The organism is Moraxella nasovis, assembly GCF_022701215.1.
Taxonomy (GTDB): Bacteria; Pseudomonadota; Gammaproteobacteria; order Pseudomonadales; family Moraxellaceae; genus Moraxella; species Moraxella nasovis.
Genome location: NZ_CP089976.1, coordinates 329,955 through 343,065 on the forward strand (window position 1 = coordinate 329,955; position 13,111 = coordinate 343,065).

General features: G+C 40.9%; 18 protein-coding genes and 1 tRNA gene. All 19 read left to right on the forward strand.

Annotated elements, in window-relative coordinates; translation table 11 throughout:
- The 19 genes from LU293_RS01630 (at position 1) to accC (ending at position 13,102) form a co-directional block, all read left to right on the forward strand.
- A tRNA-Leu gene (locus LU293_RS01630) sits at positions 1-87 on the forward strand.
- 153 nt (positions 88-240) lie between these two features.
- Positions 241-1,599 carry a tyrosine-type recombinase/integrase gene (locus LU293_RS01635; protein ID WP_242748191.1) on the forward strand — a complete coding sequence of 453 codons (1,359 nt, stop codon included), beginning with the start codon at positions 241-243 and terminating at the stop codon, positions 1,597-1,599.
- A gap of 414 nt (positions 1,600-2,013) precedes the next feature.
- Positions 2,014-2,292: a BrnA antitoxin family protein gene (locus LU293_RS01640; protein WP_242748192.1), complete on the forward strand. Its 279-nt coding sequence runs from the start codon at positions 2,014-2,016 to the stop codon at positions 2,290-2,292.
- Between the two features lie 157 nt (positions 2,293-2,449).
- Positions 2,450-3,526: a protein adenylyltransferase Fic gene (gene fic, locus LU293_RS01645; RefSeq protein WP_311195317.1), complete on the forward strand. Its 1,077-nt coding sequence runs from the start codon at positions 2,450-2,452 to the stop codon at positions 3,524-3,526.
- 98 nt (positions 3,527-3,624) lie between these two features.
- Positions 3,625-3,885 (forward strand): hypothetical protein, encoded by a 261-nt coding sequence (locus LU293_RS01650; protein ID WP_242748194.1) that lies wholly within the window; start codon positions 3,625-3,627, stop codon positions 3,883-3,885.
- The gene (locus LU293_RS01655; RefSeq protein WP_242748195.1) at positions 3,885-4,337 is read left to right on the forward strand and encodes a GNAT family N-acetyltransferase; all 453 of its coding nucleotides are present in this window, start codon (positions 3,885-3,887) and stop codon (positions 4,335-4,337) included. Before LU293_RS01650 ends, LU293_RS01655 begins: the two co-directional genes overlap by 1 nt.
- A 50-nt stretch (positions 4,338-4,387) precedes the next feature.
- A complete protein-coding gene (locus LU293_RS09785; protein WP_256462115.1) occupies positions 4,388-4,522 on the forward strand; it encodes a hypothetical protein in 135 nt (44 codons plus the stop codon).
- The gene (locus tag LU293_RS01660; RefSeq protein ID WP_242748196.1) at positions 4,519-4,884 is read left to right on the forward strand and encodes a type II toxin-antitoxin system death-on-curing family toxin; all 366 of its coding nucleotides are present in this window, start codon (positions 4,519-4,521) and stop codon (positions 4,882-4,884) included. Before LU293_RS09785 ends, LU293_RS01660 begins: the two co-directional genes overlap by 4 nt.
- Positions 4,885-4,996: 112 nt before the next feature.
- Positions 4,997-5,767 (forward strand): hypothetical protein, encoded by a 771-nt coding sequence (locus tag LU293_RS01665; protein WP_242748197.1) that lies wholly within the window; start codon positions 4,997-4,999, stop codon positions 5,765-5,767.
- Between the two features lie 178 nt (positions 5,768-5,945).
- A complete protein-coding gene (locus LU293_RS01670; RefSeq protein WP_242748198.1) occupies positions 5,946-6,158 on the forward strand; it encodes a helix-turn-helix transcriptional regulator in 213 nt (70 codons plus the stop codon).
- Complete coding sequence (locus tag LU293_RS01675) at positions 6,155-6,397, forward strand: hypothetical protein (protein WP_242748199.1); 243 nt, start codon at positions 6,155-6,157, stop codon at positions 6,395-6,397. Before LU293_RS01670 ends, LU293_RS01675 begins: the two co-directional genes overlap by 4 nt.
- Positions 6,398-6,401: 4 nt before the next feature.
- Complete coding sequence (locus LU293_RS01680) at positions 6,402-6,653, forward strand: helix-turn-helix domain-containing protein (protein ID WP_242748200.1); 252 nt, start codon at positions 6,402-6,404, stop codon at positions 6,651-6,653.
- A gap of 125 nt (positions 6,654-6,778) precedes the next feature.
- Positions 6,779-6,928 (forward strand): hypothetical protein, encoded by a 150-nt coding sequence (locus tag LU293_RS01685; protein ID WP_242748201.1) that lies wholly within the window; start codon positions 6,779-6,781, stop codon positions 6,926-6,928.
- Positions 6,894-7,448, forward strand: a complete 555-nt coding sequence (locus tag LU293_RS01690) for a hypothetical protein (RefSeq protein WP_242748202.1) — start codon at positions 6,894-6,896, stop codon at positions 7,446-7,448. Before LU293_RS01685 ends, LU293_RS01690 begins: the two co-directional genes overlap by 35 nt.
- Positions 7,445-7,618, forward strand: coding sequence for a hypothetical protein (locus tag LU293_RS01695; protein WP_242748203.1), 174 nt, complete (start codon positions 7,445-7,447; stop codon positions 7,616-7,618). Before LU293_RS01690 ends, LU293_RS01695 begins: the two co-directional genes overlap by 4 nt.
- Positions 7,615-7,917 (forward strand): CHC2 zinc finger domain-containing protein, encoded by a 303-nt coding sequence (locus LU293_RS01700; RefSeq protein WP_242748204.1) that lies wholly within the window; start codon positions 7,615-7,617, stop codon positions 7,915-7,917. The genes LU293_RS01695 and LU293_RS01700 overlap by 4 nt, the downstream gene beginning before the upstream one ends.
- Positions 7,907-9,829, forward strand: coding sequence for a DUF3631 domain-containing protein (locus LU293_RS01705; RefSeq protein ID WP_242748205.1), 1,923 nt, complete (start codon positions 7,907-7,909; stop codon positions 9,827-9,829). Before LU293_RS01700 ends, LU293_RS01705 begins: the two co-directional genes overlap by 11 nt.
- Before the next feature lie 1,253 nt (positions 9,830-11,082).
- Positions 11,083-11,604, forward strand: coding sequence for an acetyl-CoA carboxylase biotin carboxyl carrier protein (gene accB, locus LU293_RS01710; RefSeq protein WP_242748206.1), 522 nt, complete (start codon positions 11,083-11,085; stop codon positions 11,602-11,604).
- A gap of 76 nt (positions 11,605-11,680) precedes the next feature.
- The gene (gene accC / locus LU293_RS01715) at positions 11,681-13,102 is read left to right on the forward strand and encodes an acetyl-CoA carboxylase biotin carboxylase subunit (RefSeq protein ID WP_242748207.1); all 1,422 of its coding nucleotides are present in this window, start codon (positions 11,681-11,683) and stop codon (positions 13,100-13,102) included.
- The last annotated feature ends 9 nt before the right edge of the window (positions 13,103-13,111 follow it).

A 13,111-nucleotide genomic window follows, 5' to 3' on the forward strand; every position in this document is an offset into this window, starting at 1 on the left:
GCCAGTGTGGTGAAATTGGTAGACACGACGGATTCAAAATCCGTTGCCTTTAAAAGCGTGTCGGTTCGAGTCCGACCACTGGTACCATTATGCTTTTTTAAAGCATTTCAAAAAAGCAAAAAATAGCCCCAAAGCCCCATAATATAAAGGTTTTGGGGTTTTTTGTTATCTTAACGTTGTTGCATGGCTGTTCAAATTGTTGCATAATCCTAGTACCTATTTTAGTACCCAAAAATTTTCATGTACCAAATCAAAACCGACAAACAAATAACCGCCCTAAAAGATGGCGATAAACCCTATTTTGCAGACATTTACGGCAAACCACGCTTATTCATCAAAGTAAGCCCCACCAAAAAAGGCGCAAGCAAGGTATGGGTGTATCGCTATGCCAAAGATGGCAAACAGCCCAAAATCACCATCGGAGCTTACCCAACGGTTAGCATGGCACAAGCATTCACCAAATGGCAAGAGCTAAACGAGCTTATCGCACAAGGCATAGACCCCAAAGCCCATTATGATAAGATTGCCAAAGAACAAGAACGCCAAGATAAAAACAAATTTAGCCTTATCTGTATGGCATGGGCTAAGACAAAAGGCTGGAAAGATAACAGTACCATAAGACGGCATAGGGATTTACAAATTTTTATTGATAGATTTGGGGATATGCCACTACACCAAATCACGCATACGGACATTGTGGAGCTGTTAAAGGACATTGAACAAAAATACCGCCAAAGGAATAATCCAGAGCTACCAAGCGATAAAGCAGAGCGATGTAGGGGCTTTTTGGTTGATATGTTTGCATGGGCGTGTGTTAATGGCTATTGCATGGATAACCCCACCGCCCACATTACCACCGCCAAAAAGAGCCATATTTTACAAACCGTAGAATACGGTAACCGTAAGGCATTAGTTAAACCGCTTGAATTTGGTAGGCTTATGCGTGCAATTTTTGATGATGACCGCATGGACTATCATACACGCCATAACATGCTACTACTTGCCTACACAGGCGTTAGAAATGGGGATATACGGCGTATGAAATGGGCTGACTTGGATTTGGACAACGGCAAATGGGAGCTTACACCCATCAAAGGACAATCAAACAGTAATATCCGTATGATTGAAAAAATGACCGTGCCACTATCTAGGCAAGTGATAGCCATTTTACAAGCCCAGCACCGCCTAACAGGGCAAAAAGCCCATGTATTTGCCAAAGATACCAAAGACGGCATAATATCAGATGGAGCGACCAATACCGCCCTAAAACGGCTTGGATTTCAAAATAAGCATTCATCGCATGGCTTTCGTTCAAGTGCCAAAACGCTACTGATGGGCGAGCTTGATTATAACGACATGATAACCGAGATGATGTTAGGACACGTTATTAAGGGCGATAACCCCTATATGCGAGCGGATTTGTACGCCAAGCGGTGTGAGCTGATGCAGACATGGGCAGATTATATCGATGATTTGGCAATGGGCAAAGACACCACCCATTACAAGGGCGTGTATCGTGAAAAGCCGAGCGATATTTTGCAAGCCTTAATTAACATGATGGGTAAAGATGGGATTTTAAAGATGTTACAAGCCCCCTGATGGGGGTTTTTTTATGGGCTTATTTTTAAGTTTTCGCCAAAAAAGTGAGTAGTAACGGTAGTAAAGTAGTATAAGCCTTTATTTATAAGGGTTTAAGTATTTTTTAGAGTAGTAATTGAGTAGTAATTAGGGGGTTTAGGGTAGTAATTGAGTAGTAAAAGTTAGTAATTAGGTAGTAATTTTCTCTTTAAAAGTAAAAATTAAAGGGTTTTTGTTTAAGATTTTAGGACATAACGCCTTTTTAAAAAGTTGCAAATAAAAGATGATTGTTATAGACTGTAATTATAAAAATGTAATTATAAGGCTAGATAATGCTTTTTGAATGGGACGAACAAAAGAACGCCATTAACCGCCAAAAGCACGGCGTAAGTTTTGAGACGGCACGCAAACTAAGCAAATCGGAGATTAAAAAATATGGCTATCGTTAGAATGACCCTAGACCAAATCGCACAAACAGCGCTAAATCATGACGAGCTAGAACGGTTAAAAGCCCTAAAAGATGGCGATATTGATTACAGCGACATACCACCGCTTACAGATGAGCAGATTGCCCATTTTAAGCCCACCAAGCAACAAGTAACCATGAGACTTGATAGCGATGTTTTGGCATGGCTTAAAAAAGACGGTAAGGGCTATCAGACCAAAGCCAATCGCCTATTAAGGGCGTTGATGTTGCAAGATTTACACACATAAGAACAAAGCCCCATGATGGGATTTTTTATGTTGTTATCCCACGCCTGCCATGTTTACGTTTACTAATTTTTAAGTATAAGGCGATTATCATGTTTACGATATCAACATATCTATGCTATCATGTTTACGTTTTAGCAATTTTTAAACATGAGATGGCATAATGAGCTGGCAAGCAGATTTACCCTACAACGATTTACCGCCCCTACCGCCCATGCAAGACGTGGAAACCAAAGCCATTTTAAAATTATGCGTTGAAGCTAGGGCAAGCCTTGCAGGGCTAAGACAAGCAGGCGAGTTAATCCCAAACCAAACCATGCTAATTAACATTATTCCCTTGCTAGAAGCACAAGGCAGTAGTGAAATTGAAAATATCGTAACCACCACCGACAAACTTTTTCAATATGCCTATGATGATAACATAGCAGACCACGCCACCAAAGAAGCTTTAAGATACCGAACCGCCCTTTATCAAGGCATACAGACAATCAAAGAACGCCCCTTAACCGCCCAAACCGCCTTAGACATTTGCCAAACCATCAAAGGCGTAAGCATGAGCATAAGAAACGGCAATGTAACCCTAAAAAACGCACTAGGGCAAACCATTTACACACCGCCTAATGACCCAAGTACTATTTTAGAACTGTTGGCAAACTGGGAGCAGTTTTTGCACGCAAATGATGACCTAGACCCCCTTGTTAAAATGGCAATTTTGCATTATCAATTTGAAGCCATACACCCTTATTTTGATGGCAACGGACGTACAGGGCGAATATTAAATATTTTATTCTTGATTGATAAGGGCTTACTAGATTTGCCCATTTTGTATTTAAGCCGTTTTATATTGGCGAATAAGGCAGGTTATTATCATGGACTTTTGGGCGTAACCAAAAATCACGATTGGCAGGCGTGGATTAGCTACATTTTGCACGCCATCAAAGATACGAGCGAATGGACAACCGCCAAAATTCTAGCCATCAAGGATTTGCACGCCCACACCGCCCAAACCATCAAAGACAAAGCAGGTGCTATTTATAGCCGTGAGTTGGTTGATGTGATATTTGAAATGCCCTATTGCCGTATCACAAACCTAGTGGATAAAGGCATAGCCAAACGCCAAACAGCCAGTAACTACTTAGCTAAGTTGGTTGAAATTGGCGTATTGCAAGAAGTACGAGCTGGTAAAGAAAAGCTATTCATCAATCCTAGTTTGATTGAAGTTTTGCACAATAATTGAACCACCCAAAAACCAAAATCACAAAAACCGCTACAAGCTATTCATAGCAAGGCTTATAGCAAGAAATGATTTTAAAAATCTTACAGGAAAACCAAAAAATGATACTTGACCTACCCCCACACATAGAGCAAGCCATTATCGCCAAAGCACAGCAACAAGGCTTAACAGTCAATGAGCTATTAGCCAAAGATTATGCAGGCGTGAATGATGATGATATTTGGCTAGAACTGGATAAGCACGGTTTAAACGCTGACAGCATGGATATTAACGCAGATGAAGCACGCCATTTAATGCAAATTCTAGATAACCCACCACCGCCAAACCCAAAGGCAAGAGCCTTGTTATTTGGGGATAGCTGATGTTTGTATTACTAGACAAATCCCATGACCGACAAGCGTTTGATTGTGGCAATGAAGCCATTAACCGCTATTTAAAAACAATGGCGAACCAACACGCCAAAAAGAACATAGCTAAAACACACGTTTTAAGCGATGGGGCAAAGATACAGGCATTTTATACGCTATCTAACGCCCATTTTGATAATGACGGCATAATCAAGGGCTATCCTAGACAAATCCCCATCATTACCATAGGGCGTATTGGTGTAAGTAGAGATTATCAAGGGCAAGGGTTAAGTAAAAAAGCCATTCGCCACGCCCTAGAAAAAATCAAAGCCCTTAGCACCGACACAGGCATAACGTTCGCCATGATAGACGCAAAAAATGAAGCATTAGCAAGCTATTATGAGCGATTGGGCTTTATCCGTATTAACAATGGCTTAAAATTAGCTTATCCAGTTAGTCAGATTTAGTCTTTTTTATAATGTAGAAAAACCCTTTTTATAACTAAGGAAAAAACACCATGAGTAAACCCACCAACACCAAGCCAGTTATTATGCACTTAACAGGTGAAGCAGGAAAACGCGTAATTTTAAACTCTGCCAAACGTGTTATAAATACCCATAAAAAAGAAATTAAGGCATTGGCGGATAAATGATTGATATAGATTTTGTGATAGCCATTCATGACGAGATTTTGGCAAATGAAAAAGGCTTAAAGGGCATTGCAAGCATGGCAAGCCTTGAAAGTTGCTTATCACGCATTGACAATCAAATGAGTTATGAGCCATTGGATAATGTATATTTGATAGGGGCATTTTATGCCGTAGCATTAGCCAAAGCACACGCTTTTAATGATGGCAATAAAAGAACCGCCCTTGTGGTTATGTTAACTTATTTGGATATGCAAGGTATTAACATTGCCCCCAATAGCGGATTAGATGATTTGATGGTAAAAGTGGCAAGCAGTGAAATGAATTATACCCACCTTGCAGATATTTTAAAAGATTTAACAGTTTAAACCCTTTTAGCAGGCTAGGAGTAATTAACCGAAAGGCGGTTATTTTTCATACCTTGAACCGCCACGCCTGCTATCTTTTTTGTTAAGGTATGAGATATGAAAGGTATGAGATATGAAAGGCATTACCAATGATGAACTATTTAAACTTATGGATAGATTAAGCATAAATGAAATAGGGGCGTTCATTGCAGGGGCAAGCCCTAGCGATGTTTTTTGTAGTTATCAGGATAAATATTACCTAAATACCAATGAGTCTATGCCTGAAAATGCTAGCGAAGTTTTTAGTATGATAACCAAAATTTTAACAAGGGCAATTATTGCAGGGGAATTAAAAGCCCAAATTGTCATGAATGATAATGGGCAAAATTTAATACAAAATGATTTAAATAAAGATTGGTTGGCTATTGGTACAATTAACACCGCACAAACCACCATAACTAGGAATGACATAAAACAATGGCTAGAAAATAGGGGCGTATTCCCCACCGCATTTTTCCCAAATGGGCGAAAAGATGATTATATGAACCCCAATCATGATTGTTACAGCCCTGACTTGGCATTATGTGTTAAAGCTTGGGAAGTGGCACAAACCGCCCATTATGACGGCACAACCAAAGAATTTATGGCAAACTGGATAAAGCAAAATGCCCAAGCCTACAAATGGGAAAATCACACAAACCCCAAAGAGCTAATGGGCGATACAAAAGCAAAGGAGTTAGCAAGCGTGGCAAATTGGAATAAAAAAGGCGGAGCGGCTAAGGGCAACCCCAACTTAAAACAACCTACCCCACCATTAGAACCGCCAATGCCAATTTATGATGAATTAAAAATAAATTTACCACAAAATAGTTCTTTTTCATCATCTGATAATGTGCCATTTTGATAACTTACCCCACCATTTAAAAGCCTTATAAAACCTAGCTTTTAGCCCTTAATTTGATATTAAGGGCTTTTTATTTTGGCTAAATGGTAGGCTAGGTTAATCCCTACTTGCACCGCTATTTTTACTTAAAAATCACCCCTACAATACGCCCATCGCATTTCAAACAGGAGCGTATTATATGAAAGCCATTCAACCAACCCTACCCAAAGGCGGTTTATCCACCGCCAAAGCCATTTTACCGCTATTGCCATTTAGTCGCACAACGCTATGGCGTAAATGTAATGATGGCACATTCCCAAAGCCTATCAGATTATCAAGCAATAGCACCGCATGGCGTAATGATGACGTATTAGCGTGGCTAAAAAACCCCAACGAATGGGGGCAAGCATGAGACCAACAGACAGCCCACGCCAAAACTTTGAGACATTTTGTGAATTTCATGACGCCCACACACAAGCCACGCACGCCATTTTAAGGGCTGGTATGGCAGACAAGCACACCTTAGCCAAAGCCGAGCTTACAGATGAATTTATGGGGCTTAGTGATGATTGTATTGCCTATTATGAATGGCTATTAGGGGCAATCAAACAGACCAAAGACAACCTACAACCAAAGATAACATGGAGCTAAAACAATGAGCCTAAAACAAACCCTTTACAACCACCTAATGACAGGGGAAACAATAAGCCCATTACAAGCCTTAAAACTTTTTAATTGTATGAGCCTAGCACAGCGATTAGGTGAGCTTAGGCGTGATGATGGCATACCCATTCAATCACGCTTGCACCATGAACCAAGTGGCAAGAAATACGGCATTTATTGGCTAGATAAAGCCTACATTGCAGGCGTGAAAGCTGGCAAGATTAAGGGCTTATATGGTTATTAAAACTACACAGGCAACCAAAACCGAACAGCCAAAAAACCTTACAAAACCACCAAAAAACCAAAATCACAAAAACCGCCACAAGCTAGACATAGCAAGGCTTGTAGCAAGAAATGATTTTTAAAAATATGACAGGAAAAACCAAAAAACTACACCGCCAAAAAAAACTACACAAAACCGAGCCAAAAAAAATACCGCCTAGCCAATCTATGCTAAGCGGTGTAACCGATAGGAGTATTCTACATGAATATAATTCAAAAAACAACGGCAAAACGTGAATTTATTTCACTTGCTAAAATCAACGAATGCTTGCAAAATAGCGTTCTCTCTCAAAAATGTAAAGCGGTTCGCCATACCGCCCAAACTGGCTTTTTTATTGCCTATTCACAGGGCAAGCCCACCATATCTAACGCCTTTTGGTGTTATTCTCTTATGGTGTGGTTGATACTACAAAATAAGCCATTTGGCGAATATGTAGAGCGGTTACTTTACATACCGAGAGTGAGACCACACCACCCTTTTGCAGGGCTTTTACTCAAAAATTGTAAAGGAGCGTATTCCATGAATACCAGCATTCTCAATCATTCCCTAACCGTCTTAACAGACGAATACCACCGCTATAATGAGCGACACGCACAAAACCCTTATCAAGGCTATTGTGAGCGTGCCAATGCCATTTATAACGCCATACACGCCCTAAAATCGCTTAATAACGCCCCTTTTGCTACCTATGCACCACCTAAGCCTAAAAGTACCTTAAAACGCATTCTAGGCGTATTTAAAGGGGGTGCAAAATGAGACACCAAGAAACCTATATCGTAATTAGCCATGAGCTAAACGTTCGTAAAGAGTTTGGCGATAAAGACACCGCCATTTTGTTTTATGAGCAGTTAAAACAAGATTTCCCCAAAGCCAAAATAGACGGCTATACCAACATACAAATTACCGATGAATGGGGGCAAGCATGAGTAACCTTACCCAATTTATTCGCCCCATAAGACACAAAAAGCAATTTAATAAATCACGCCTGCCTACGCCAAGCAATCTTTATGGGCGTTTTGGCATTGTGATTAAACACACCAATTGGAATATGGCACGTTGCCCCTTTCATGATGACAAGCACGCCAGCATGAGCGTAAACGGCACGCATGGCGGTTTTATTTGCCACGCCTGCCACGAAAAAGGGAGCATGATTGCGTTTTATATGCGTATGACTGCCAAAGACTACAAAACAGCCATGATTGATTTGGGGGCGTATGATGAATGATTTACTACAACAAGCCCTACAAGGGGCGTTAAGCCGTGATAAAGGGCTTTTAGGCATGGGGGCAAGCCTTGACGATTTAACCGCCACTTACCCTTATTATCAAGATGGGCAAGAATTGTTTGTCAAAGTACGTTTTGACAAAGACGGCAAAAAGTGGATAAAGCCCTTTCACTTTAACGGCAAATACTACAAAATGGGCGAACCAAAAGCAATAGATAAAAAGCCCCTTTACCAACCAAAACCATTAGGCGATGTGGTGTATATCGTGGAAGGCGAAAAATGCGTTCACGCCCTAATTAATATTGGATTGACCGCCACAACAACAGGGGGAGCAACAAGCGTGGATAAATGCGATTTAACACCCCTACAAGGGCGTAAATGCGTGCTATGGCGTGATAACGATGACAGCGGTATAAAATGGCAAGGCGAACTTGCCAACGCCCTAGATGGGCTTAATATCGCTTATAGCGTGATTGATATTGCAGGCGTGAAAATGCCAAATGGCGATGATTTACCACCCAAAGGGGATTGTTACGACTTTATCAAGGCATTTGGCAAAGATGATGATGTAATATGGGAAGTGCAACACTTGCCCTTACTGGATTTGTCATTACTAAATACAGACAATGCAAATGACCTATTAGCCCTTGATGAGCAGGTAATACAATTGCAAAGCCACATTGCAGAGCTTGCAAACCTTGATGAAATGCGATTGCATTTGCTACTACCACAGGTTGCCAAAAGGTACAGTATCAGCAAAGATAGGTTATTACAATGGGTGTATGAGTACAAGCAAGGCGATTTGGTAACAGACCCCACGCCATTTGATACAGCGGTAAGCCATGATGAGATTTATACCGCCCTTTATGAGTTGGTAAACCGCCACATTGTCATAGATGAGCCGTTAAAAGTTGCGTTTGTGTTATGGGTGATGTTTAGTTACCTTGTGGATATTAGCGACATTGCCCCTATTGCGTGGATTACCGCCCCTGAAAAATCATGCGGTAAATCTACCCTACTAGGGCTATTTGAACGTGTGGTAAACCGCCCATTTGTCACCCAAAACCCCACAATGGCGGTGATTTATCGTGTGATGGAACGCTACAAGCCTACATTACTGGTTGATGAGATAGATACCAATTTAAAGCACAATGACAAGCTATTAGGCATTGTTAATAGCGGTTATTCACGCCATAACTCAAAGACTGCTAGAACGAACATGGATAAAGGGGGTGGATTTGATGTGTTTGATAGTTTTGGGGCAAAGGTATTTTGTGGTATTGGCGAGATGAAAGGCACATTTGCAAGCCGTGCTATCAGATTTGAGCTAAGACGAAAAGGCAAAGATGACAAAGTACACCGCCTAAACAAAGCCACCTTGCCCCACAGTCAAACCGACATTATTCGCCAAAAGTGCAAGCGATGGGCGATGGATAACCGCCAAGCGGTTGCAGGCGTGCAAATTGAGCTGTTGCCCATTGATGATAGAAGTTTTGATAATTGGTACATACTGTTACAGATTGCCACCGTACTAGGCAAATATGACACCGCAAAACACGCTTGCCTTGCCATGTGCCAAATCAAGGGCGAACCGTCTATCAATGAGCAGTTATTGGCAGATATTAGGGAGATTTGGAATGGCGAACGCATGAGCAGTAAATTGTTGCTTGAAAAGTTAAACGCCCTAGATGAAGCCATGTGGCAAACCATCAATAACGGGCAAGAGATGACCGCCCACCAATTCGCCAAAAAGCTAAAATCATTTGGTATTAAATCCAAAGATATGCGAATTAAGGATAATCCAACCACCATAAAGGGCTTTTTGAAATCTGATTTTCAAAAAGTATGGGATAATTATTTACCACCGCCACAAGCTGATGAAAATCCGTTTTTATTGCCACAAATACAATAGGGGGTATTTTAGGGTAAAAAATCCGCAACACCGCAACAAGTCAATAAATACAAGGCTTGTAGCGGTTTTTTATCCGCAACATAACCGCAACACGAACCGCAACACCACCAAGAAAAACCGCAACACACCCCAAAAATAGGCTAGGTAAAATTTAAGGTGTTGCCCTTTTTGTAGCGGATATGTTGCCCTTTTTGTTGCGGTTTAAAGCCTTATAAATAAAGGATTGTTGCGATGTTGCGGTTTTTTTGGGGGAATACCCCCCTATTAGTTATGATATTATTTTTGCATTTTTTTGCTTATGGGAAAGCTGGCAAAATTAGCCTTGCATGGGGTCGTTTCTCAAACGCCCTTTTTATCATGTAAAAATACGCACAAACCGCCCTATTTTGCATTTTGGCGATAAAGATGAGATAATTTACCCATAAGCCAAAACACCGCTTGCATGGGGTTTGTTTTTCAACGGCAAGATTACGGCAAGTTTTTTATTTGGGTATTACACTAAGATTATACTAAGTTTTTTGTTAAACCACCCTAAGATTACCCCTAAGGTTTTTGGAACCACGAGATTACAACAAGATTTTTAAAACCCTAACATTACCCCAACTTTTATGTTTTTGATGTAAAAATGAGCCTATTTTTAAATTAGTGAACAAGTGTGGACTTAACAACTTAGTACCTATTTTAGTACCTAAAATCAATTTTCAAAAACAAGAACCTAATAAAATCAATGAGTTATATCTTTATTTATGTTCCGACCACTGGTACCATCTAAACGATTCATAATCGTTCGTTGATGTTCTAAAACCCTTGAAGTTATTAGCTTTAAGGGTTTTTTATTTGTTCTTATCGTTCACTTAAATTCGTTAAAGTCCATTGAAATCTACAGATAATAACAGTCCAATTAACAGTACACAAAAACACTGTTAATTAAAAAACGTCTATACTGTTATATCACGCCAAACCAAGCCATTGCCCACTTCTTAAATAGATTGAATTAAAGTCAAAATAAAGCTTAACGCCTATATAATAGCAATGACTGTTGCTAAATATTATCCCTAAAGGCTGTAAATTTGTTGGTATTTATAATACAAACACTCTCTAACCAAAACGTTCAAATTGGGTGACCATATACTTACAATAAAAGTTGTTTTATGATGGCATTATTTGTCTATACAAGTAATTTTATTTCATATATAATAAATTTACAAATAACAGCATGATAAAACAACGCCCAAATCACAAGGAGTACAAAAATGAATATTGACTTTGACGCACTTGCCCGCCTAATTGAACTTACCCAAACTGCCAAAATCCACGCCCTAGAAATACAAGACGGCAATCAAATCATCAAAATTCAAAAATACGCAGACACAAGCCCTATGCCACAAAATGGCTTGCCCCAAAATTACTTATCCCAAAATTACTTATCCCAAAACCACTTGCCACAAACTCACCTAACAAAAAATCAAGCACCCCAAAATCACACACCACCTACCCCAACGCAAATTAGCCACGAACCACAAAACCCCCAAGTCGGACACAGCATTTTATCGCCGATGCTTGGTACATTTTATCGTAAGGCAAGCCCAGATACGCCCAATTTTGTAGAGATTGGCGACTTTGTCAAATCAGGCGATACATTGTGCATCATAGAGGCAATGAAAATCATGCACGAGGTGAAAGCAGATAAAGCTGGCGTGATTGACAAGATTTTGGCAAATGATGGCGACATGGTGGAATATGACGCACCACTATTTGTGATTGGGTCGCTTTGAATGGTTTGAATGGGCAACTTAAAGCACTTAATTGATAAAAATGCTCAAATAAAATCTTAATAAGGACAATGGATAAATGAAACAATTAAACAAAATTCTTATCGCCAATCGTGGAGAGATTGCCCTTAGAATCATTCGTGCCTGCAAAGAGATGGGCATAAAATCGGTATTAGTGCATTCTACTGCCGACAAAGACAGCCTGCCTTGCCGTCTTGCTGATGAGACAGTCTGTATCGGTAGCCACTTGCCAAAAGACAGCTATCTGAATCAGCGTGCCATCGTGGCTGCTGCCGAGCTGACAGGTGCAGATGCCATTCACCCCGGCTATGGATTTTTATCAGAAAATGCTGATTTTGCCGAATTTGTAGAAGAGCAAGGCTACATCTTTATCGGACCTACCGCCAGCAATATCCGCATGATGGGCGATAAAATTGCTGCCAAAGCCACCATGATGGCATCAGGCGTGCCATGTGTACCGGGATCTGATGGGGCATTGCCTAATGACGAGAATGCCATCATCGCCATCGCCAAGCAAGTTGGTTTTCCCATCATCATCAAAGCCGCCGCTGGCGGTGGTGGGCGTGGTATGCGAGTGGCACACACAATAGATGACTTATTGCCTGCGGTCGCCATGACCAAAAAAGAAGCGATGAGTGCCTTTGGTGATGAAGCGGTCTATATGGAGCGATACCTACAAAACCCACGCCATATTGAGATTCAAATCATCGCTGACAGCCACGGCAACGCCATACACTTAGGCGAGCGAGACTGCTCCATGCAACGCCGACACCAAAAGGTCATAGAAGAAGCTCCTGCTCCTTTTATCAGCCAAGCACAAAGAGATAATATCGGCGTAGTATGTGCAAAAGCGTGCCTTGATATGGGCTATCGTGGCGTAGGTACGTTTGAATTTTTGTATGAAAATGGCGAATTTTTCTTTATTGAGATGAACACTCGCATACAAGTAGAGCACCCTGTTACCGAATTGGTTACAGGGGTTAATCTGATTGCCGAGCAAATCCGTATCGCCGAAGGTCTGCCCTTAGCGTTTAGCCAAGATGCCATCGCCATGAATGGACACGCTGTTGAATGTCGTATCAATGCCGAACACCCTTTTACGCTCATGCCATCAGCAGGAACAATCACCCACTGCCATCTGCCAGCAGGACAAGGCGTACGAGTAGATAGCCATATTTATACTGGCTATCAAATCCCTGCTTATTATGATAGCCTGATTGCCAAAATCATCGTTCACGCCCCAACAAGACAGCTTGCTCTACAAAAGATGAAATCCGCCTTATATGAGCTTGATATTCAAGGCATTTTGACCAATAAGGCATTGCATCAAGCGATGTTTGATGATGAAGCATTTGGCAAAGGCGGAGTCAGTATTCATTATCTTGGCGAGTGGTTGGCTCATTATAATCAGCATGATACTGGTGGATTGACTGCCAATCAGACCAATCCACCCAATCACACACAACCAAATCACAAATAGCTAGGTCAT